The organism is Pseudomonas sp. GXZC (assembly GCF_026967615.1).
Taxonomy (GTDB): Bacteria; Pseudomonadota; Gammaproteobacteria; order Pseudomonadales; family Pseudomonadaceae; genus Aquipseudomonas; species Aquipseudomonas azotoformans_A.
The window spans coordinates 1,766,451-1,788,240 of sequence record NZ_CP114115.1 but is presented as its reverse complement, the minus strand read 5'-3'; the positions used below and the strand labels follow the sequence as shown (position 1 = coordinate 1,788,240).

At 60.0% G+C, this 21,790-nt stretch carries 20 protein-coding genes; 15 read left to right on the top strand and 5 right to left on the bottom strand.

Annotated features, from left to right (window positions below; genetic code table 11):
* Nucleotides 1–37: 37 nt before the first annotated feature.
* Nucleotides 38–1,384 (bottom strand): spinster family MFS transporter, encoded by a 1,347-nt coding sequence (locus OZ428_RS08480; protein ID WP_269133107.1) that lies wholly within the window; start codon nucleotides 1,382–1,384, stop codon nucleotides 38–40.
* 251 nt (nucleotides 1,385–1,635) lie between these two features.
* Between OZ428_RS08480 and OZ428_RS08475 the strand changes: the two genes are divergently transcribed.
* From OZ428_RS08475 to OZ428_RS08465, 3 genes are all read left to right on the top strand, one after another.
* On the top strand, nucleotides 1,636–2,001 hold the full coding sequence (locus tag OZ428_RS08475; RefSeq protein WP_269133106.1) for a YkgJ family cysteine cluster protein: 366 nt from the start codon (nucleotides 1,636–1,638) through the stop codon (nucleotides 1,999–2,001).
* A 139-nt stretch (nucleotides 2,002–2,140) separates the two neighbouring features.
* Nucleotides 2,141–4,405 carry a putative bifunctional diguanylate cyclase/phosphodiesterase gene (locus OZ428_RS08470; RefSeq protein ID WP_269133105.1) on the top strand — a complete coding sequence of 755 codons (2,265 nt, stop codon included), beginning with the start codon at nucleotides 2,141–2,143 and terminating at the stop codon, nucleotides 4,403–4,405.
* A gap of 204 nt (nucleotides 4,406–4,609) precedes the next feature.
* Nucleotides 4,610–6,787 (top strand): hypothetical protein, encoded by a 2,178-nt coding sequence (locus tag OZ428_RS08465; RefSeq protein ID WP_033902739.1) that lies wholly within the window; start codon nucleotides 4,610–4,612, stop codon nucleotides 6,785–6,787.
* A 39-nt stretch (nucleotides 6,788–6,826) separates the two neighbouring features.
* Here OZ428_RS08465 and OZ428_RS08460 read toward each other — a convergent pair whose 3' ends face one another.
* Entirely contained in the window at nucleotides 6,827–7,915 is a 1,089-nt protein-coding gene (locus OZ428_RS08460) for a hypothetical protein (RefSeq protein ID WP_133074391.1), read from the bottom strand.
* Between the two features lie 252 nt (nucleotides 7,916–8,167).
* Nucleotides 8,168–8,479, bottom strand: a complete 312-nt coding sequence (locus OZ428_RS08455) for a DUF2288 domain-containing protein (RefSeq protein WP_133074392.1) — start codon at nucleotides 8,477–8,479, stop codon at nucleotides 8,168–8,170.
* A gap of 340 nt (nucleotides 8,480–8,819) precedes the next feature.
* On the opposite strand from OZ428_RS08455, the gene OZ428_RS08450 reads away from it, so the two are divergent.
* The 9 genes from OZ428_RS08450 to OZ428_RS08405 all read left to right on the top strand — a co-directional run bounded on the left by OZ428_RS08450 (nucleotide 8,820) and on the right by OZ428_RS08405 (nucleotide 16,428).
* Nucleotides 8,820–9,947, top strand: a complete 1,128-nt coding sequence (locus tag OZ428_RS08450) for a branched-chain amino acid ABC transporter substrate-binding protein (protein WP_016975069.1) — start codon at nucleotides 8,820–8,822, stop codon at nucleotides 9,945–9,947.
* A 226-nt stretch (nucleotides 9,948–10,173) separates the two neighbouring features.
* Nucleotides 10,174–11,097, top strand: coding sequence for a high-affinity branched-chain amino acid ABC transporter permease LivH (livH, locus tag OZ428_RS08445; protein ID WP_028619257.1), 924 nt, complete (start codon nucleotides 10,174–10,176; stop codon nucleotides 11,095–11,097).
* Entirely contained in the window at nucleotides 11,094–12,347 is a 1,254-nt protein-coding gene (locus tag OZ428_RS08440) for a high-affinity branched-chain amino acid ABC transporter permease LivM (protein ID WP_016975068.1), read from the top strand. Before livH ends, OZ428_RS08440 begins: the two co-directional genes overlap by 4 nt.
* Nucleotides 12,344–13,111, top strand: a complete 768-nt coding sequence (livG, locus tag OZ428_RS08435) for a high-affinity branched-chain amino acid ABC transporter ATP-binding protein LivG (RefSeq protein WP_016975067.1) — start codon at nucleotides 12,344–12,346, stop codon at nucleotides 13,109–13,111. Before OZ428_RS08440 ends, livG begins: the two co-directional genes overlap by 4 nt.
* Before the next feature lies 1 nt (nucleotide 13,112).
* The gene (locus OZ428_RS08430; RefSeq protein WP_133074393.1) at nucleotides 13,113–13,814 is read left to right on the top strand and encodes an ABC transporter ATP-binding protein; all 702 of its coding nucleotides are present in this window, start codon (nucleotides 13,113–13,115) and stop codon (nucleotides 13,812–13,814) included.
* A 160-nt stretch (nucleotides 13,815–13,974) separates the two neighbouring features.
* Nucleotides 13,975–14,271, top strand: a complete 297-nt coding sequence (locus OZ428_RS08420; protein ID WP_012722651.1) for a BufA1 family periplasmic bufferin-type metallophore — start codon at nucleotides 13,975–13,977, stop codon at nucleotides 14,269–14,271.
* 23 nt (nucleotides 14,272–14,294) lie between these two features.
* Nucleotides 14,295–15,173, top strand: a complete 879-nt coding sequence (gene bufB / locus OZ428_RS08415; RefSeq protein WP_269133104.1) for an MNIO family bufferin maturase — start codon at nucleotides 14,295–14,297, stop codon at nucleotides 15,171–15,173.
* Nucleotides 15,170–15,946: an HvfC/BufC N-terminal domain-containing protein gene (locus OZ428_RS08410; protein ID WP_269133103.1), complete on the top strand. Its 777-nt coding sequence runs from the start codon at nucleotides 15,170–15,172 to the stop codon at nucleotides 15,944–15,946. Before bufB ends, OZ428_RS08410 begins: the two co-directional genes overlap by 4 nt.
* The gene (locus OZ428_RS08405) at nucleotides 15,943–16,428 is read left to right on the top strand and encodes a DoxX family protein (protein WP_269133102.1); all 486 of its coding nucleotides are present in this window, start codon (nucleotides 15,943–15,945) and stop codon (nucleotides 16,426–16,428) included. The genes OZ428_RS08410 and OZ428_RS08405 overlap by 4 nt, the downstream gene beginning before the upstream one ends.
* On the opposite strand, the gene OZ428_RS08400 is transcribed toward OZ428_RS08405, so the two are convergent.
* A complete protein-coding gene (locus OZ428_RS08400) occupies nucleotides 16,425–17,333 on the bottom strand; it encodes a LysR family transcriptional regulator (protein ID WP_038849741.1) in 909 nt (302 codons plus the stop codon). The genes OZ428_RS08405 and OZ428_RS08400 overlap by 4 nt on opposite strands.
* Before the next feature lie 104 nt (nucleotides 17,334–17,437).
* Between OZ428_RS08400 and OZ428_RS08395 the strand changes: the two genes are divergently transcribed.
* From OZ428_RS08395 to OZ428_RS08385, 3 genes are all read left to right on the top strand, one after another.
* On the top strand, nucleotides 17,438–18,037 hold the full coding sequence (locus OZ428_RS08395) for a short chain dehydrogenase (protein WP_269133101.1): 600 nt from the start codon (nucleotides 17,438–17,440) through the stop codon (nucleotides 18,035–18,037).
* 96 nt (nucleotides 18,038–18,133) lie between these two features.
* Nucleotides 18,134–18,805 carry a COG3650 family protein gene (locus OZ428_RS08390; protein WP_033902841.1) on the top strand — a complete coding sequence of 224 codons (672 nt, stop codon included), beginning with the start codon at nucleotides 18,134–18,136 and terminating at the stop codon, nucleotides 18,803–18,805.
* Between the two features lie 106 nt (nucleotides 18,806–18,911).
* The gene (locus tag OZ428_RS08385) at nucleotides 18,912–20,525 is read left to right on the top strand and encodes an NAD(P)/FAD-dependent oxidoreductase (protein ID WP_133074398.1); all 1,614 of its coding nucleotides are present in this window, start codon (nucleotides 18,912–18,914) and stop codon (nucleotides 20,523–20,525) included.
* Nucleotides 20,526–20,568: 43 nt separating this feature from the next.
* On the opposite strand, the gene OZ428_RS08380 is transcribed toward OZ428_RS08385, so the two are convergent.
* The gene (locus tag OZ428_RS08380) at nucleotides 20,569–21,663 is read right to left on the bottom strand and encodes a PLP-dependent cysteine synthase family protein (protein ID WP_133074399.1); all 1,095 of its coding nucleotides are present in this window, start codon (nucleotides 21,661–21,663) and stop codon (nucleotides 20,569–20,571) included.
* Nucleotides 21,664–21,790 lie beyond the last annotated feature (127 nt).

Below are 21,790 nucleotides of genomic sequence, written 5' to 3'. Positions count from 1 at the left end.
CCGCTCGCCACAACAAGCCCGCTCGCCACGGGTAATCTCAAGCTGTCGCCGCCGCAGCCGGCAACTCCACCCCGCTCAACCCCTCCTTCATCTTCTTGGCATCGCGCACAAAACTGCGCGACGCCTGGAACAGAAACAGCATGGTCAAGAACAGCGCCACCGGGATCAGGTACATGGCGTCATGCAACCCCACCGCTTTATACGCTTCAGTCATCTGTTCCGCCCCGGCCGCATACATCGCTGAATGGGCGAAATGATCGGAGAGCCCGCCCACCACGATCGGCCCCATCCCACCGCCCAGCAAGTACAACCCGGCAAAAAACAGCGCCATGGCCGTGGCGCGCAGGCGCGGTTCGACCACGTCCTGGATCGCCGTGTACACGCAGGTGTAGAAGTTATAGGCGAACAACCAACCCACGCTGAACAGCGCCACAAACACACCAATCTCGATACGCCCGGCGTGCAACGCCCAGGCGGTGGTCACGGTGGAGATGATCAGGCTGAACGCGGCGAACAACAGGCGACCATTGGCAACCCGCTGGTGGATCTTGTCAGCGACCCAGCCGCCTAACGTCAGGCCTACCAGGCCGGTCAACCCGACGATGACGCCCGTGGCGACGGCCGCTTCCTGCAACGGCATCAGGAAATAACGCTGCAGCATCGGCACCAGGAACGAGTTGCAGGCGTAGGTCGCAAAGTTGAAGCACAGCCCGGCCAGCACCAGCCACAGGAAGGTCGGCACCGCCAGTACGCGGCGGATCGGGCGGTCGACGCGCTCCTGGGAAACCTGCACGGTTTCGGCGGCGCCGCGCTTGGGCTCCTTGATATAGAACATGAACACCGCCAGGATCATCCCCGGTACCGCCGCGATAAAGAACGGTGCGCGCCAGCTGTCGAACGCCTTGACCATCCAGCCGATGGTGAAGAACGCCAGCAACAGCCCCAAGGGCAGGCCCAGCATGAAAATGCCCATGGCCCGCGCGCGACGGTGCGCCGGGAACAGGTCGCCAATCAGCGAGTTGGCCGCCGGCGCATAGCTGGCTTCGCCAATGCCGATGCCCATGCGCACCAGCAAAAACGTCCAGAAACTGCCGACCATGCCATTGACCGCCGTCAGCCCGCTCCAGGCGAACAGGCCCCAACCCATCAGTTTGCTGCGCGAGCCGGTATCGGCCAGGCGCCCCAGGGGCAGGCCGGCAATGGCGTAGACGATGGTGAAGGCGGTGCCGATGATGCCGAGCTGGAAGTCGCTCAAGTGCCATTCCATGCGGATTGGCTCGATGATAATCGCCGGAATCGTGCGATCAAAAAAATTGAACAGATTAGCGAGGAACAGCAGGAACAGAATGCGCCAGGCATTCGCCGCTTGGGTCGAGTTCTGCATGGGTCCGTCTCTTTTATTGTTATGAGAGCTGCGATGCCCGATGCATCCTGCCCGGTACCTGCAACATAGTCAGCCAGCCCCCGGTTGTCTGTAATGATTCGTAAAGCTGATAGGGCATGATTTCACCCGGCAGCACGGGACTTGGCCTACAAAAATATAAGTGCCTGCCCCCCTTCCCAACGGCCATGGCCCGGATAGAATGGCGAGCCTTCCGTAACACCCCACCCCTACTTTTCTTATCGATGACGCCCATGTCCGAAGCCAGTCCGTGTCTGAATTGCGGTGCCTGCTGTTCACACTTTCGCGTGTCTTTCTTCTGGGGCGAGTGCGCCTCATCGGGGGGGACGGTGCCCGACGATCTGGTGGTGCAGATCAACCCCACCCGCGTGGCGATGATCGGCACCGACCAGAAACCGGCGCGCTGCTGCAGCCTTGAAGGGGAAGTGGGCCAAGGCACCCGCTGCACGATCTACGATCAGCGCTCCAGTGTGTGCCGCGAATTCGAGTCCTCCTGGTATGAAGGCGTGCACAACGCCGATTGCGATGCAGCCCGCGCGGCATTTGGCCTGGCGCCATTGGAAGCACCGTTCGAACTGGAGCTGCCCATCAGCGCTTAGCATCAAACGCTATGGATGGAATGCCAAAATCGTAGAGAAGCAAAGTGCCATTACACCTTGCGAATTTTCCTACGCGTCTACACTGGTCCTCATAGGTCATCGCCGTAGGCAGTGACGTGACGCTATGACGGGACATGCTATGGAATGGCTGGGTCTGCATTTTTTTACCGAGCTTCCAGAGAGCGGGCACTTATTACTCAACTGCAGTCATAACCCCTTTTTGGTGCTTCTGGCCTACCTGGTCGCCTGCGCGGCAGGTTTCGGCACGCTGGACATGGCCGAACGCGTCGGCCATGTCGAAGACCCCACCGCGCGTCGCCACTGGCGCTGGCTCGGTGCCGGGTGCCTGGCGGGCGGGATCTGGTCCACCCATTTCATCAGCATGCTGGCCTTCCAGGCCCCGATTGCCATCCATTACGAACTGCTTATGACGTTCGCGTCCTTGCTGATCGCGTTGATCGCGTCGCTGATCGCCATGCAAACCCTGAGTCACTCCCACCTGCGCTTCCACCAGTATTTGCTGGCGTCGGTGTGGATGGGCATCGGCATCGCCTTGATGCATTACGTCGGCATGTCGGCCATGCGCTCCCAGGCACAGGTGTATTTCGAAACGAAACTGTTCATGGCCTCGATCGGCATTGCCATCGGCGCAAGCCTGGCGGCCTTGCTGCTGTCGAGTTACCTGCGCAACGGTGCCGGGGTGTTCCACCAGTTGCTTAAATATGCCGCCAGTCTGGTGCTCGGCGCGGGCATCCTGAGCATGCACTTCACCGGCATGGCCGCTATGCGCCTGATGGTGCCGACGGGGGCGGACTTGTCGCTGCCACTGGACAACAATCCGATTCAACTGGGCTTGTCGGTCGCCGTCATCACCCTGCTGGTGATCGGCAGCAGCATCAGCGCGGCCCTGGCTGACAAGAAACTGCAACATAAGGAACGCGATCTACGTCGGGTCAATGCCCTGCTCAGCGAACTGGACCAGGCCCGCGCCTCGCTGCAACAGGTGGCCCACTACGACGCCTTGACCAGCCTGCTCAACCGAAGAGGCTTCAACCAGATCTTCGCGGAAAAGCTCGCCGAAAAAACCGCCTCCCACGGCATGATGGCGGTGATCTTTCTTGATATCGATCACTTCAAACGCATCAACGACAGCCTCGGGCATGACGCCGGCGACCAGTTGCTCACCGTGCTGGCCGGGCACATCAAGGGCTCGGTACGCAGCCACGCCGATGTGGTGGCGCGGTTTGGCGGCGATGAGTTCTGCATCTTGATCAGCATCCACCACCGCGACGAAGCCCGGCACCTGGCCCAACGCATCATGCAGCAGATGAAAGAACCCATCGAACTGGCCGGCCGGCGCATGGTGATGACCACCAGCATCGGTATCAGCCTGTTTCCCGATGACGGCCTGACGTGCGAAGAGCTGTTGAAAACCGCCGACCTGGCGCTGTATCAGTCCAAGGATGCCGGGCGCAACAGCCTGAACTTCTTCAGCTCCAACCTGAAAACCCGCGCGTTCCTTGAACTGCAACTGGAAGAGGAACTGCGCGGCGCCCTGCGCACCCGTAACCAACTGGTGCTGTTCTATCAACCGATCTTCGACATGAAACTGGGCAAGGTCACGCGACTGGAAGCCTTGGTACGCTGGCAACACCCACAGCACGGTCTACTGGCTCCGGACCGCTTTATCGGCATCGCCGAAAGCAACGGCCTGATTGCCGAACTGGACCACTGGGTACTGCGCCAAGCCTGTCATGACCTGAGCCTGCTGTCGGAACGGGGTTATACCGACCTGACCATGGCGGTGAACTGCTCGGCCCTGAACCTGGCCCGCGATGAGCTGGCGGATGAAATCGAAGACGCGTTGCGCTTCAGCGGGATCGGCGCCAACCGCCTGGAACTGGAAGTCACCGAAAACGCCCTGATGGGCAACATCAGCAGTACTTTGGCGTTGCTGCGGCAAATCCGCGCGCTGGGTGTGTCACTGGCCATCGATGACTTTGGCACCGGCTACTCATCCCTCGCTTACCTCAAGCGCTTGCCCCTCAACACCCTGAAGATCGACCGCTCGTTTATCCAGGATATTCCCAAATCCACCGCCGATATCGAGATCGTCCAGGCGGTGATCGGCATGGCCCACACCCTGCACTTGCAGGTGGTGACCGAAGGCGTGGAAACCCAGGCCCAGTTCGAGCTGCTGCACCAGCATGGCTGTGATTTCGTCCAGGGTTACCTGCTGAGTCCGGCGGTGCCAGCCAGTGACATCATCGGTGTAATGCAAGGCATCAACATGCGCAATCCGCTCCACTCACCAAGCGGGGTGAGTACCACGGACAGCCGTACGCCGAAAGAGCCCTCGCCAAGCCGTGGCGGCTCCACGTCCATCGTCAGGCCAATTCGCTGACGCCGAATCTTTGGCATTTCGCCATCATTTGCCTAAAGAACGCCGACGAACGGCCGATTCATCAGAGTCCGGCCAGGTTTTCCCCGAAAACACTAGGGTTCTAGCCCCCTCGCCCAGGACAAGGACGCACTGTAAAGTCGCGAACTCCCATTCCGTGATGGCCCTTTGATACTTTCAGCCATCCGCCCAGGCACATGGCGCACAATGACTTCTAAAAATAACTCTGCCACCGTGGTATCCGACGTGTTGCTCCCAGCTCCTGCGGACACACCCTCAGGTTCAAAGTCATTGAGCACCGCCCGCCCGCTGGCCACTCAGCAATACTTGTACTTCACCGAAACCAATACCGACCGCATCCTCGACAACCTCGATGGCCTGCGCGACATGGTGTTCCCGCGCGCCCCCCATCTGGAAGGCGACAACGATCCGCGCAACGAGCAGGAATTTCCCTCGGTGTGCCTGATCGGCCTGGGCCGCTGTGGTTCCAACATCGCGCTCGATGTGGCGGAACTGGTGTACAACGCGCGCAAGTTCTACCTCAACGAATTCAGCAACGAAGACAAGTCGCAGGACAAGGGTTACAGCCCGGCCCAATGGATCCGCAACAACCTGCGCCTGGGCAGCGGCAAGGCCAGCAAACCGGTGTTCCTGGTGGAACCGCTGGTAATGCTTGGCGACCTGGACAAGGACATCGCCGGGCGTATCCGTTTCTCGCGCAAGGGCGAAAAAAGCGGCTTTTTGCGCGACTACAGCAAGATGAAAATCATGGACCTGTCCGAAGTCCATGCCGGTGGTGCCGGTAACGCGCCGATCCTCGGCCAGTACCTGGCCAAGATCATCCTCAATAAAGACACCCAGCGTTTTTCCAGCCCTGACTGGAAGATGATCCACTCGTACCTGATCGACTCGTGCGGCATCAAGGCCAACCAGTCGCGCCTGTACTTCTCGATCTTCAGCGCCGGCGGTGGCACCGGCTCGGGCATGGCCTCGGAATTCGGCCTGGCCCAGCAACACTCGTACATGAACAAGACGTTCGACACCAAGCCCGCCGACGAGCACGACAGCAAAAGCGGCCATGCCTTTGTGTTCGAGCCTATCTTCACCAGCGGCATTTGCGTGCTGCCGAACATTTCCGACCACCGCAGCGAAATGTCCGAGGCGCTGCACATCAACGCCGGGCGCCTGCTGTGCAAATACCTGTCGGAAGAATGGGATTTCTCGTACAACTTCGCCAATGAAGACAGCAGCGAAGCCAGCGTGAAGGGGCGCATCCGGCCGTGGAACGCGATGATGCTGATCTCCAACGACATCATGCGTTATGCCGAAGAGAGCGATGACGGCAACATCCAGAACATTGACGTCAATGCCATGGAAAAACACGCCAACCAGTACATTTCCCAGCAGATTTTCAACATCCTCACTGCACAGGCCGTGACCACCGACTACGACCAGAACTACTTCCGGCGCGCCGGGATCGACATCGGCGAAACCATCCGCCTGGATGCCAACGACCTGTTCATGAGCCTGGCCGGCCCGGTGGCGATTGCCTACGCCGAGTCCGTCGTCCCGGAAACCCCGGCGCCGTCGAGCGACAAGTTCAAGGTATTCGAGAAAGAGCCGCAACGCCTGAACATCGATGACCTGTTCTTCCGCTCCATCGACCTGCCGCACTTCAACAAAGTCACCCAGGCCATCGAAGGCATCAGCCTGCTGCCGATCGAATCCAAGCGCTACAAGGCGTCGCTGGAGCAGTACAAGAATTCGGGCTACGACGCAGCCGCGTTGCATGACCTGCACTTCTTCAAGAACTGCTCGTCGGTGGTGTCGATTGTTTCGTTACCCAAGGACTACAAACTGTCCTACATGGACCTGAACCGGCTCAAGACCCACCTCAACAGCCTGTTCCCCAACACCACCCTCAAGCGCTATGCCCTGGTAATCGGCGCCTCGGCCAACCTGTCGCTGACTACCCTGATCGCGAAAAGCCCGTGCCTCTCGGATGACTTCCTTACCTTGATCGTGGCGTTTATCAAGCGCTGCTTTGCGCGCAACCCGTACCGGTTCGATGACACCCTGGATAACTCGATCCTGGATTTCATCATCCACGAGGACTTCGACGAAGACCGTATCGACGAGCTGCTCAACGAGTTCGAAAACCCGGCGAAGATCCTCGATACCAACTGGTACGCGATCAAGCCGATGTATGAGAAGAAGTACCGCGAGCTGATCAACGACAAAGAGAAATTCGTGTCGATCAATGACATTCGCCTGTCACGGGATTGCGTGAAGAAGGCGATCAAATACCTGCGTGAGATCTACCGTCACCGCATCGGCAAGACCAAGGTTATTTCGTTGAATAACCACACCGGCAAGACCGCCTGACGCCTGGCGACGGCGCTGTTTGGCGCCGTCGCAGTGTCTTCAGGCTCTTCGTTGATGCAGGTAATCGACGATGGCTTGTTCGTCTGCAGACTTCATCGGCCGGGGCAGTTGCTGGGGCCAGCCAGCCAGGTTCGGGCCGAAGAACTTGTTCTGTTCAGCCTCATCCCAACCGCGGATTTCACGCGAGGCCGACTCCCACCAGCCCTGGCGGCACACGGCGTAATAGGGATTCTCAGGCGCCGCGCTGCCGTAGAGCAGGTCGCGCCCGACCCTTTTCAGGTGTTTGCGCTGATTGCGCAGCTTCCATTTGATAAGCAATCGTTGCCAGGCCGATGGCACGGGCTTGACCTGCGGCACCTCCAGGCAACGCGCCACCAACTCAGGACTGAAGGTTTCGCCATGCAGGCTGAAAAAATGCGCCTGCATGGCGTGGAAGAAGCGCTTCTCGGCGTAATAGTGATGAACGAACTTCCTGGCCTCGCGCACCTTCTTGCCACGCATCGCGAAGGAAATCGCGACTTGCTCGATGGTGTGGATGTCGAATGAACCCTGGGTCCACTCGTCGATCAGGCCAATCGCGGTTTTGAGCAGCGCTGAATCGCTGGCGCGCAAGCCGCACAGGCCACTGTTGTAGAGCTTGAAACTGTTGCTGGCAGAAATGCCGTGGGCGTGCAGGTGCTGGCCCAGCTTGAGGTAGTCCGGGCGTTTGCAGACATAGCTCCAGTCGTACTCGAATTCGTCCATCACATACTGGCCCGAGCCGATGAGTTCGAAGACGCGATGGGGCGACTTGAGGAACAGCGTGTCGGTGTCGACGAACAGCGTGGTGTCCGCCAGCGTCAAGCCTCGGGCGATCGCACAGGCCTTGCGCCGGTGCAGGTAACCGTTGTCGCCCTGCCATTGGGTCAGAGTCTGCTCGTCCAGCTCGATGGTTTCCACCGGCCAGCCGATAAAATCCTGCGGACGATCGGTCATGACCCGGATACACAGCGACTCACCCGGCTTGAGCCGTGCCAAGGCAGTGAGCATGCTGAATTTGGCTTCACGCCGGTAAACGTCTTGTTTACCGTAGATAAGGTAGAGCAGCTGGTGCGAGGGTTTCGCTGAGGGGGGCAGCGTAGACGGCATGATGGGCTCCGGGTGACAGGCTGCGCACTTTACCGGAATTCCATGTCTTCCTACCGCCAAGATCCGACAATCGCCAGGCTTTTTAAACACTGAGAAACAATTCTTCCCCGCTGTCAGCCGTGGAAAAACTGTTCCCATGACGTGCGCGTCACCCTGGGCTGTGACCTTTCTCCACGGCAAGATGCCATCACGGCGTCAGCGGTTACCCCGCTACACACTTTCAAACCTGAAATTCACGCACCGTTTCAGTGCCTACTGGGAAGTCGCTGCCCTTTCCTGGATCAGGATCCACGGCGAAACCACCACCGCCCACAGGCTGGGATCGCGCTCCACCAGGTCCAGCGCCCGCGTCGCAGACACTTCGCCCAGGCTGCCAGAGGCCAGCCAGGCAGCGACTTTGTCGCGGTTGTCCTCGGCCATTCCCTCGGCGGCTTCGATCAAATCCAGGCCTGCGTCGACCCACAATAGGGCACCCTTGGCGAAGAACGGCTCAAGCTCCTTCCAGGATATTTCGGCGGTTTCACCAAGCAGCTTGGCATAGAGGGTGCTAGGTTCTTGCGTCATGGGAATTCACCTGAGTAAAAAACGGCGCAATCATAACGTCGTGGCCCCGGTAGAAAAACCCAGTTGCAAATGAGTCACCGAGAGAAAGTGTCAGGAAAGCCAAGGATTGCCCGAAACTCTGGCATCACCCCGCCGCAATTCTGTCTTTTTCTTTCATTTAAGCGACATACCCGGGTTTTGCCCCCAGCAGCCAGCTTTTCAAGCGATCAACCGGCGCTCTACACTGTACCGGTACAGTTGCCAGGGCACTGCCGGGGGGATATCCGAGATATCTGATCCGGTTCTGCAGCTCACAAGGCCGCTAGAACTATAAAAAATACAACAGTAAGAGTGGAGCACTATGAATAAGGCTACTAAGCAGATTTCCAAACTGTTTGCCGCTATGGTCCTGGCTGGGGTTGCCGGCCATTCGTTCGCAGCCGACACCATCAAGATCGGTATCGCAGGGCCTAAGACCGGTCCAGTGACGCAATACGGCGACATGCAATTCATGGGTGCCAAGCAAGCCATCGCCGACATCAACGCCAAGGGCGGCGTCGACGGCAAAATGCTTGAGGCCAAGGAATACGACGACGCTTGCGATCCTAAACAAGCCGTTGCCGTCGCCAACAAAGTGGTCAACGACGGCGTCAAGTTCGTGGTCGGTCACCTCTGCTCCAGCTCCACTCAACCTGCCTCCGACATCTATGAAGACGAAGGCGTGATCATGATTACCCCGGCTGCCACCAGCCCGGAAATCACCGCCCGTGGCTACAAGCTGATCTTCCGCACCATCGGCCTGGACAGCGCCCAAGGCCCAGCCGCCGGCAACTACATTGCCGACCACGTGAAGCCGAAGATCGTTGCCGTCCTGCACGACAAGCAGCAATACGGTGAAGGCATCGCCACCGCCGTTAAACAGACCCTCGAGAAAAAAGGCACCAAGGTTGCCGTCTTCGAAGGCCTGAACGCCGGCGACAAAGACTTCTCCTCGATCATCCAGAAACTCAAGCAAGCCAACGTCGACTTCGTGTACTACGGCGGCTACCACCCTGAGCTGGGCCTGATCCTGCGCCAAGCCAAGGAAAAAGGCCTGAACGCCAAGTTCATGGGCCCGGAAGGCGTCGGCAACGACTCCATCTCGCAAATCGCCCAAGGCGCTTCCGAAGGCCTGCTGGTGACCCTGCCTAAATCCTTCGACACCGACCCGGCCAACAAAGCCATCGTTGAAGAGTTCGCCAAGAACAAGCAGGACCCAACCGGTCCGTTCGTGTTCCCGGCCTACTCGGCCATCGAAGTGATCGCCGGCGGTATCGCCGCAGCGAAGAGCGAAGACACCGCCAAAGTGGCAGCCGCCATCCACGCGGGCACCTTCAAGACCCCTACCGGCGACCTGAGCTTCGACGCCAAGGGCGACCTGAAGGACTTCAAATTCGTGGTCTACGAATGGCACTTCGGTAAACCAAAAACCGAAGTTTCCCCTCAGTAAGCCAGGCGTTACTGGTCCAACAAGCCCACTGTGAGAGCAGTGGGCTTTGTTTTACGAGGTTTATGGGCCTGTCACCCGCGATCCGGGCGCTGGCTCACCTGAAAATCTTAAAACCGTCACCAGCGGTTCGCTGGCAAACGCTTTGTGCAACCTGGTCACAGAACAGGGCACAAGCCGGAAATGACTCCACCAGTGAAATGCGTATCGGGTTTTTAGGAGCGCTGTAATGCCTGAGATCTATCATTTTTTCCAACAGCTGGTTAATGGCCTGACCATTGGCAGCACCTATGCCTTGATAGCCATTGGCTACACAATGGTTTACGGCATCATTGGAATGATCAACTTCGCCCATGGCGAGGTGTACATGATTGGTTCCTACGTGGCCTTTATCGCCCTTGCCGGGTTGGCCATGATGGGTATCCACTCCCTGCCGCTGTTGATGACCGCCGCGTTCCTGGCGTCGATCGTCGTGACCAGTGCCTATGGCTACAGTATCGAGCGCGTTGCCTACCGTCCCTTGCGTGGCAGCAACCGTCTGATCCCGCTGATTTCCGCCATCGGCATGTCGATTTTCCTGCAGAACACCGTATTGCTGTCCCAGGACTCCAAGGACAAGTCCATTCCCAACCTGATCCCGGGGAGCATCTCCTTCGGCCCAGGTGGCGCACAAGAAGTGCTGATTTCGTACATGCAGATCCTGGTCTTTGTCGTCACCCTGGTGGCGATGCTGGGCCTGACCCTGTTCATCTCTCGCTCCCGTCTGGGGCGTGCCTGCCGGGCTTGCGCCGAAGACATCAAGATGGCCAACCTGCTGGGTATCAACACCAACAACATCATCGCCCTGACCTTCGTGATCGGTGCCGCACTGGCTGCCGTTGCGGCGGTGCTGCTGAGCATGCAGTACGGCGTGATCAACCCCAACGCCGGTTTCCTCGTAGGCCTCAAGGCCTTTACTGCGGCGGTATTGGGCGGCATCGGCAGTATCCCGGGCGCGATGCTCGGTGGCCTGGTGCTGGGTGTGGCCGAAGCCTTTGGCGCCGATATCTTCGGCGACCAGTACAAGGACGTCGTGGCGTTCGGCCTGTTGGTTCTGGTGCTGTTGTTCCGTCCGACCGGCATCCTGGGCCGTCCGGAGGTTGAGAAAGTATGAGCAGATATCTTAAATCGGCGTTTTTCAGCGCCTTGCTGGTATGGGCCGTGGCCTTTCCGGTACTCGGCCTCAAGCTGAGCATTGTCGGCATCAACCTGGAAGTGCATGGCACCGGTCCCGTGACCCTGACCATCATCGCCTTGTGTTCGGTGCTGATGTTCCTGCGCGTGCTGTTCACCCAGCAGGTCGGCGCCCTGTTCAAGGGTAACCGTGGCCCGTTGGTATCGCCCAAGGTCAGCCAATTCCTGACCCTGCCGCGTACCCAGCGCTACATCATCATCGGCCTGATCGTGGCCGCGTTGATCTGGCCGTTCTTTGGCTCGCGCGGTGCGGTCGACATCGCCACCCTGATCCTGATCTACGTGTTGCTGGGCCTTGGCCTGAACATCGTGGTGGGCCTGGCCGGCCTGCTCGACCTGGGTTACGTGGGCTTCTACGCCGTGGGTGCCTACACCTACGCGCTGCTCTCGCACTACCTGGGCTGGGGCTTCTGGATTTGTCTGCCCTTGGCGGGCATGGCGGCGGCTACGTTCGGCTTCCTGCTCGGCTTCCCGGTGTTGCGTCTGCGCGGTGACTACCTGGCGATCGTGACCCTGGGCTTCGGTGAAATCATCCGTCTGTTCCTGCGTAACCTCACCGACATCACCGGCGGGCCCAATGGCATCAGCAGCATCCCCAAGCCCACCTTCTTCGGGCTGACGTTCGACCGTAGCGCTGCAGAAGGCATGCAGACCTTCCACGAGTACTTCGGGATCGACTACAACCCGGTGAGCAAAGTGGTGTTCCTGTACCTGGTGGCGCTGCTGCTGGCACTGGCTGCACTGTTCGTGATCAACCGCCTGCTGCGCATGCCGATCGGCCGTGCGTGGGAAGCGCTGCGCGAAGATGAAATCGCCTGCCGTGCACTGGGCATGAACCCGACAGTCATCAAGCTTTCGGCCTTCACCCTCGGGGCAACGTTTGCTGGTTTCGCCGGCAGCTTCTTCGCCGCTCGCCAAGGCCTGGTGACGCCGGAGTCGTTCACCTTCATTGAGTCGGCGATCATCCTCGCCATCGTGGTACTGGGTGGCATGGGCTCGCAACTGGGCGTGATCCTGGCGGCGATCGTGATGATCCTGCTGCCTGAAATGATGCGTGAGTTCAGCGAATACCGCATGTTGATGTTCGGCGCCATGATGGTGCTGATGATGATCTGGCGTCCTCAAGGCCTGCTGCCCATGCAACGTCCACACATGGAGCTGCGCAAATGAGCCGCGAGATCCTGAAAGTCGAAAATCTGAGCATGCGCTTCGGCGGCTTGCTGGCGGTCAACGGCGTGGCCCTGACCGTCAAAGAGAAACAAGTGGTTGCGCTGATCGGCCCCAACGGCGCCGGCAAGACTACGGTGTTCAACTGCCTCACCGGTTTCTACAAGCCGAGCGGTGGCAGCATCCTGCTGGACGGCCAGCCGATCCAGGGCCTGGCCGGTCACGAAATCGCCCGCAAAGGTGTGGTGCGGACCTTCCAGAACGTGCGGTTGTTCAAGGACATGACGGCGGTCGAGAACCTGCTGATCGCCCAGCACCGTCACTTGAACACCAACTTCTTCGCAGGCCTGTTCAAGACCCCGGCGTTCCGCAAGAGCGAGCGCGAGGCCATGGAGTACGCCGAGTACTGGCTGGACAAGGTCAACCTCACCGAGTTTGCCAACCGCCCGGCCGGCACCCTGGCCTACGGTCAGCAACGTCGCCTGGAAATCGCCCGCTGCATGATGACCCGCCCGCGGATCCTCATGCTCGACGAACCCGCGGCCGGCCTGAACCCCAAGGAAACCGAAGACCTCAAGGCGCTGATCAGCGTGTTGCGTGAGGAAAACAACGCCACCGTGCTGTTGATCGAACACGACATGAAACTGGTCATGAGCATTTCCGACCACATCGTGGTGATCAACCAGGGCACGCCTTTGGCCGACGGGACGCCGGAGCAGATCCGCGATAATCCTGAAGTGATCAAAGCCTATTTGGGGGAAGCGTAAAATGCTGCAATTCGAAAACGTTTCCACTTTCTACGGCAAGATCCAGGCCCTGCACAGCGTCAATGTGGAAGTGCGCCAGGGTGAGATCGTCACGCTGATCGGCGCCAACGGTGCCGGCAAATCGACCCTGTTGATGACCCTGTGCGGTTCACCCCAGGCCCACAGTGGCAGCATCCGCTACATGGGTGAGGAACTGGTGGGTCAGCACTCCTCGCAGATCATGCGTAAGAGCATTGCGGTGGTGCCGGAAGGCCGTCGTGTGTTCTCGCGCCTGACCGTGGAAGAGAACCTGGCCATGGGCGGGTTCTTCACCGACAAGGGCGACTACCAGGAGCAGATGGACAAGGTGCTGCACCTGTTCCCTCGGCTCAAGGAACGTTTCATCCAGCGCGGCGGCACCATGTCCGGCGGCGAGCAGCAGATGCTCGCCATCGGACGGGCGCTGATGAGCAAACCCAAGCTGTTGCTGTTGGACGAACCTTCACTGGGCCTGGCACCGATCATCATCCAGCAGATCTTCGACATCATCGAACAGCTGCGCAAGGACGGTGTGACGGTGTTCCTGGTGGAGCAGAACGCCAACCAGGCGCTGAAAATCGCTGACCGTGCCTATGTGCTGGAAAACGGCCGGGTGGTGATGCAGGGCACTGGCGAGCAGTTGCTGACCGATCCGAAGGTGCGCGAGGCCTACCTGGGCGGCTGAGAAAGCCCATGGATGCTGGACACAAGGGGAGCCGGGAAACCGGCTCCCCTTTTTATTTAAAGTTTTTTCAGATGACCTGTAACGAAATCCTACTCACCCGCTCTAGAGCTACAAGCAAGCATTCAAGCCTGCCACCTCAACCCACTGCTGGAGATACACCATGACGACCAAACTGTCCGCCGCCACCCTCGTTCTGGCCCTCGGTTCCGCCCTGAGCCTGTCCGCCCTGACCACCACCGCCCATGCCGCCGACGACATGCAGAAATGCTTCGGCGTCGCTGAAGCCGGCAAGAACGATTGCGCCGCGGGTGCAGGCACTTCCTGCGCTGGCACCTCGAAAACCAAGGATCAAGCCAACGCCTGGAAACTGGTCCCCGCCGGCACCTGCCTCAAGACCCCAAGCTCCACCTCGCCGACCGGTTTCGGCCAGGAAGCCGCCTTCACCGCCAAGTCCTGAAACCTCGTAAAACCTGAGTACTGATGATGACCCTTTCATCCCTGCAAGCCGTCTCCCAGGCTCAGGCGCCCGGCCTTCCCCGCCGGGCCGGGCTGGGGCTCAAGCATGAGCATTTCATGGAAGTGCTGGAGACCTCGCCCGACATCGGTTTTTTTGAAGTGCACGCCGAAAACTACATGGTGGCCGGCGGCCCGTTTCATCATTATCTGGGGTTGATCCGCGAGCAGTACCCGCTGTCCTTGCACGGCGTGGGCCTGTCCATCGGCGGCGAAGGCCCGCTGGACCGTGAGCACCTGGCACGGTTGGCCGCGCTGATCGAACGCTATCAACCCCACTCTTTTTCCGAACACCTGGCCTGGTCAAGTCACGGCCCGGTGTTTCTCAATGACCTGCTGCCCCTGGCCTACGACAGCACGACCCTGCAACGGGTCTGCGAACACGTTGACCAGGTGCAGAGCACCCTCAAGCGCCCGATGCTGCTGGAAAACCCGTCGACCTACCTGCAATTCCAACGCTCAACCCTGGACGAGACCGACTTCATCAGCGAAGTCATCCGCCGCACCGGCTGTGGTTTGCTGCTGGATGTAAACAACGTCTATGTGTCGTGCATCAACCATCGGCGCGATCCACTTGCCTACCTCGACGCGTTGCCATTGCACGCGGTGGGCGAGATTCATCTGGCCGGTTTTGCCGAAGACACGGACAGCCTCGGCGATCGATTGCTGATCGATGATCACGGCGCACCTATCGACAACGCCGTGTGGCAGCTGTACGAAAAGGTACTTAAACACGTCGGCTCGGTGGCAACCTTGATCGAGCGGGATAACCAGGTGCCGGCGTTCGGCGTATTACTGGCCGAGGCCCAGCAGGCCGAATGGCATCTGTCGCAGGTGACCCCATGAGCCTGCATGACGACTTCACCGAAGCATTACTAGCGCCGGACCAAGCCTGTCCCGATGGCCTGTTCAGCACCAATGGTGCCGACCCCGCCAGCCGCTTCGTGGTGTATCGCAACAATGTGCACAGCTCATTGATCAACGCACTGGCGACGGCATATCCCGTGACATTGCAACTGGTAGGCGAAGAGTTCTTCCGAGCGATGGCCGGCCTGTTTGTACAGGCTTGCCCACCCGCCAGCCCGTTGATCAGCGAGTATGGCAGTGCGTTCGCGGCGTTTATCCAGGATTTCGAGCCTGCCGCGAGCGTGCCCTACCTGGCGGATGTCGCGCGCCTGGAACGTTTGCGTGTGCGTGCCTATCACGCCGCGGATACCCCGCCGCTGGACCAGCAGACGGTTCTCCTGGCACTGCAAGGCCAGGCAGGTCTGGGGAAATTGCGCCTGCAACTGCATCCCTCCCTGGCCACCTTGAATTCAGCCTATGCGGTGGTGGCCGTGTGGGCCGCGCACCAGACCGAAGGTGGCCTGGCCACTTTGAATCCCTGGCACGCCCAGGGTGCGCTGGTCATGCGTCAGGGCCTGGAGGTCGAGGTCTTTGCTATCGACCACGGCTCAGTCGCGTTTATCGACAGCCTGGCCCATGGCACGCCCTTGGAAAAAGCCGTGGAGCAGGCGGTTGAAACTTCAGCCGAGTTCGATTTGCACCAATGCCTGACGCTGCTGGTCAGCCACAACGCCATCACTCATTTGCATCCAGAACAAAAGGTATCGCCATGAATACTCGTCCATCGTGCCTGATCAATCGGGTTATCGCGCTTTTCGAACAGATTCCCTACAGCCTGATCGCCTTTCTCGCACGCTTCTCCATTGCAGCCGTGTTCTGGAAATCCGGGCAAACCAAAGTCGAAGGCTTCGCGATTGATTTGATCAGCGGCACCTTCCAACTAGGCGCACCGAAACTGGCGGCTTCGACATTGCCGCTGTTTCGCAGCGAATACCACGTGCCTCTGTTATCGCCGGAAATCGCAGCGCCTATGGCTGCATTTGCCGAGCATTTTTTCCCGGTGCTGATCCTGGTGGGCTTCGCCACGCGCTTCTCGGCCTTGGCCCTGATCGGTATGACTCTGGTGATTCAGCTGTTCGTCTACCCGGACGCCTACCCGACCCATGGCACCTGGATTGCGCTGCTGTTGCTGCTGGTGGCCAAAGGGCCGGGGCGTCTGTCCATCGATCACCTGATCGCTCGTCGCTACGCTTAAAGCCGATCCAGCGCTTCGCCGCTGCGCTTGAACCAGTCGACCAGATAATCGGCCAACACTTGGGTGCGGCGTGGCAGGCCGCCCTGATAAGGATGCACCAGGTACATCGGCAGGCTCCGCGTCTGATACTCGCGCAGGAGCCAACGCAAGCGGCCGTCAGCCAATTCTGCAGGCAGCACATAGGACGGCAGCCGCGCGATACCGGCGCCCACCAGTGCGGCCTTTTTCAACAGGTTGTAGTGGTTGGAGGCAAAGGTGCCGCTGACCCGCACCCGCAGCAATTCGTGCTGCTGGTGGTACAGCCACTCTTCCCGCCCGCTGTAATGGCTGTTGAGCAGGCAGGTGTGGGTTGCCAGGTCGGCCGGGGTCTGTGGCTCGCCATGCTGCTCGAGGTACGCCGGACTGGCGCAGGTCATTTCATGCCAGGCCAGCAATGGCTTGGCCACCAGGCGCTCGTTCTCGATGGCACCTGAACGCACGCCTAGGTCAAAGCCGTCCCGCGCCAGGTCCCGGTAGCTGTTGTTGAGCTCCAGCTCGATCTGCACTTGCGGGTACTCTTTGGAAAATTCCAGCAACAAGCCGTCAAAAAATGTTTCCCCCAACGACACCGGCACTGTCATGCGCACCGGTCCGGCCAGGTCATCCTTAAGCCGAGCCAATGCCTGCCGGGCCCGATCCACCTGCACCACCAATGCCTGGGCCTGGGGCAGCAACGCTGCGCCGGCGGCTGTCAGGCTGAGCTTGCGCGTGGTGCGGTGCAGCAGCACCACGGAAAACCGCGCTTCCAACTGGCTGATCCGCTTGGACAACTGCCCTTTGCTGCAGCCCAGTTGCTCGGCGGCCACGGTAAAACTGCCGGCTTCGATCAGCACCGCAAACGCGGCCAGGTCATCCATCTCGCTCATGGATTGTTTCCATTTGAAAACCAAAGGTTGCCTATTAGCGCGTTTATCCGCCCAAAAAGCCACACTAGACTGAACCCTCACTTACCCCCTGGAGGAACAGCACGATGAAAATCCTATTGATTGGTGCCAGCGGCACGGTTGGCTCAGCGGTCAAGGCGGAACTGGCGCAGCGTCACGACGTGATCAGCATCGGCCGCAACAGCGGCGACTTCCAAGTGGATATCAGCGACAGCGCGTCGATCCGCAAGCTGTTCGAACAGACCGGCAAGTTCGATGCCCTGGTCTGTGCGGCAGGCAGCGTGAACTTTGTGGCGCTGGGTGAGATGAGCGAAAGCGATTTCGACCTGGGCTTGCGTGACAAGCTGATGGGCCAGGTCAACCTACTGCTGATCGGCCGCGAGTACGCCAATGATGGCGCCTCGTTCACCTTCACCAGCGGCATTCTGAACCGCGATCCGATCCGCACCGGCGCCTCGGCTGCGCTGGTCAATGGTGCGCTGGACGCCTTCGTGAAAGCGGCGGCAATCGAGTTGCCACGCGGCTTGCGCATCAACTCGGTGAGCCCGACGGTCTTGCTGGAAGCCATGGACAGCTACGCGCCGTATTTCCGTGGCTACAAACCGGCGTCGGGTGCCGACGTGGCGTTGGCCTACGCAAAAAGCGTGGAAGGCCTGCAAACCGGTCAGACCTTTATCGTGGGGTGATCAGGCTGCCTGTCAGAATTGCCTGAACCTCGCGGGCGGGGTTGTGGTGCGACGCAGGCCTGCGTAACGTGGCGGCACTTGTCTGGAGACTCGATGATGCGTGCCGCCCATACCCTTGCTCTACTTGCCTTGTTTCCCCTGTTTGGCGCCTGCCAGATGTTCGATAACGATCCGGCCAAGCCCTCTATTGCCGGGCTGACCCGCATGCAGGGCGAACTCACGGCAGTCGGCGGCAAACTGCTGTTCCAGCCGTGTGGCGACAAACGCAACTATGTGGTCAACGACACCGGCGGCACCAGCATCCTGCAGGAAGCGGCTTCTCTGGCCGGCGAGCAAGGCGCGTTGTTTGCCGACCTGCGCGGCAAATTCTCCGGGGTCGCCAGCGGCACCCAGGGCAGCGTCGACCTGCAACAACTCTACCGCGTCGAGCGCTCGACCTCGGCCTGCAACGACCCCGACTTCAAACGCATGATCCTGCGCGCCAACGGCCACAAACCGACCTGGGTGATGAACGTCACCGCCAAGGGCCTGGTGCTGGAACGCGAAGGCCAGCCGCCACTGGCGGTGCCCTATGTGGAAGAACAAATCGGTGACGGCCGATTCAACCTGATGACCGAGGCCAACAATCAACACGTGGAATTGTGGGTAGCCCCGCAACGTTGCGTCGACCCGGTCAGCGGCAGCCTGCAACACATGAGCGCCGAACTGCGCGTCAACGGCCAGGTGCAGCGCGGTTGTGCGTCGTTCGGCGGTTCGCGCGACGACTGACGCCACGCCGTGCTGTTTTAACATGACGGGAAACCGCCATTGGGGCTTATAATCGCCGGTTTGCAAAACAGCCGGCCTCCGAGCCCGCCGCCTACCGGATCCTGTCATGTTACGAATCACCGAACTCAAGCTGCCCATCGACCATCCCGAAGAAGACCTGCGGCCCGCCATCGTGCAGCGCCTGGGCATCGCCAGTGATGACTTGCTCGATTTCACCCTGTTCAAGCGTAGCTACGACGCCCGCAAGAAATCCTCGGAGCTGTGCTTCATCTACACCATCGACTTGAACGTGAAGGGTGAAGCCGCCCTGCTGCTCAAGTTCGCCGATGACCGCAACGTCAACCCGGCGCCGGATGTCAGCTACAACGTCGTGGGCCAGGCGCCGGAAGGCCTCACGGAGCGTCCAATCGTGGTCGGTTTTGGCCCATGCGGTATCTTCGCCGGCTTGTTGTTGGCGCAGATGGGCTTCAAGCCGATCATCCTTGAGCGCGGTAAGGAAGTGCGCCAGCGCACCAAGGACACCTGGGGCCTGTGGCGCAAAAGCGTGCTGAACCCAGAGTCCAACGTGCAGTTCGGTGAAGGGGGCGCCGGGACCTTTTCCGACGGCAAGCTGTACAGCCAGATCAAGGACCCGAAGTTCCACGGCCGCAAAGTCCTGCACGAGTTCGTCAAGGCCGGTGCGCCGGAAGAGATCCTCTACGTCAGCAAGCCGCACATCGGTACGTTTCGCCTGACCGGCGTGGTAGAGAACATGCGCGAGCAGATCATCGCCCTCGGCGGTGAAGTGCGCTTCGAACAGCGCGTGACCGACGTGCTGATCGAAGACGGCCAGTTGAACGGCGTCGTCGTCGATGGCGGCGAACAGATCCTGTCCAAGCACGTGATCCTGGCGCTGGGCCACAGCGCCCGCGACACCTTCCGCATGCTTCATGGCCGTGGTGTGTACATGGAAGCCAAGCCGTTCTCGGTGGGTTTCCGTATCGAACACCCGCAATCCTTGATCGACGCCGCGCGACTGGGCAAATACGCCGGCCACCCGAAACTGGGCGCAGCCGACTACAAGCTGGTGCACCACGCCAAGAACGGCCGTTCGGTCTACAGCTTCTGCATGTGCCCAGGCGGCACCGTGGTCGCAGCGACTTCCGAGCCGGGCCGTGTGGTCACCAACGGCATGAGCCAATACTCGCGTAACGAGCGCAATGCCAACTCCGGCATCGTGGTCGGCATCACCCCTGAGGTGGATTATCCGGGTGGCCCGTTGGCGGGTATCGAGCTGCAGGAACGCCTGGAATCCCACGCCTACGTCCTCGGCGGCAGCAACTACGAGGCGCCAGCACAACTGGTAGGTGACTTCATCGCCGGCAAGCCGTCGACGGCGATTGGCAGTGTGGAACCGTCCTACAAACCAGGTGTGTCCCTGGGCGATTTGGCGCTGGCCTTGCCGGACTTCGCCATCGAAGCGATCCGTGAAGCCTTGCCAGCGTTCGAAAAGCAGATCAAGGGTTACTCGCTGCACGACGCGGTGTTGACCGGCATTGAGACACGCACTTCATCGCCGCTGCGGATCACCCGTAACGAATCGATGCAGAGCCTGAACGTGAAAGGCCTGTTCCCGGCCGGGGAAGGCGCCGGTTATGCCGGTGGGATTCTGTCGGCAGGCGTGGATGGGATTCGGATTGCCGAGGCGTTGGCGCGGGATATGTTGGGCATCGAGGCCTGACACATTTTCGCGTAGGAGCCCGGTTCGCCGGGCTCCTACACGATTAAATGTTGGCGCGCAGGATGCTGTCCGGCAACGGCTCGCCGCGCTCGACACTGGCTGCAACAGCCGCAATCAACCCGGCCAATTCATAGCCCTGGGCGTTGAGCCAGGCCTGATCGTAGTAAGTCGTGGCATACCGCTCCCCGCCATCACACAAGATCGCCACAATCGAACCCGACTCCCCCGCCGCTTTCATTTGCTGCGCCGCCACCAGAGCGCCGACCAGGTTAGTCCCGCTGGAACCACCGACCCGCCGCCCCAACCGCTCAGCCAGGTAATGCATGGCCGCCAGCGACAGCGCATCCGGCACCTTGACCATCGCATCAATCACCTTGGGCAGAAACGACGCCTCGACCCGTGGCCGGCCAATGCCTTCGATGCGTGAACCACAGTCCAGGCGCAAGCTGGCGTCGCCACTCTGATAGAAATCAAAGAACACTGAACGCTCGGCATCGGCGCACAACACGCGTGTGCAGTGCTGGCGATAACGCACATAACGACCAAGGGTCGCGGTGGTGCCGCCAGTGCCGGGGCTGGAGATCAACCAGCTCGGTTCCGGATGCTGCTCGAAGCGCATCTGCTGGAAGATCGACTCAGCGATATTGTTGTTCGCCCGCCAGTCGGTGGCGCGTTCGGCGTAAGTGAACTGGTCCATGAAGTGACCGCCACTTTCCCGCGCCAGGCGTTCGGATTCGGCGTAGATTTGCGTGGGATCCTGTACCAGATGGCTCTTGCCGCCGTAGAAGGCAATCTGCGCGATTTTTTCCTGGGAGGTGGTGGCTGGCATCACCGCAATAAACGGCAAACCGAGCAAACGCGCGAAGTAGGCTTCGGAAATTGCCGTCGAACCGCTGGAGGCCTCGATCACCGGCGCGCCGGGCTTGAGCCAACCGTTACACAGCGCGTAGAGAAACAGTGAGCGGGCAAGTCGGTGTTTGAGACTGCCAGTGGGGTGGCTGGACTCGTCCTTGAAGTACAACTCGATACCCGGCAACCCCGGCAGCGGCAACGGGATCAGGTGCGTGTCGGCACTGCGCTGGAAGTCGGCTTCAATAATGCGAATGGCTTCGCGGGCCCAGGGACGGTGGTCGCTCATGGAGGGTTTCTCTGAAGGTGTAAGCCCTGATTTTAGGGGGTTTCCTACGTGTCACACAGATACAGTACCGACTCAATCGGACACACAATTGCTAGGCTTAGGCGCAACGTCACGCCAAACAGCTGCT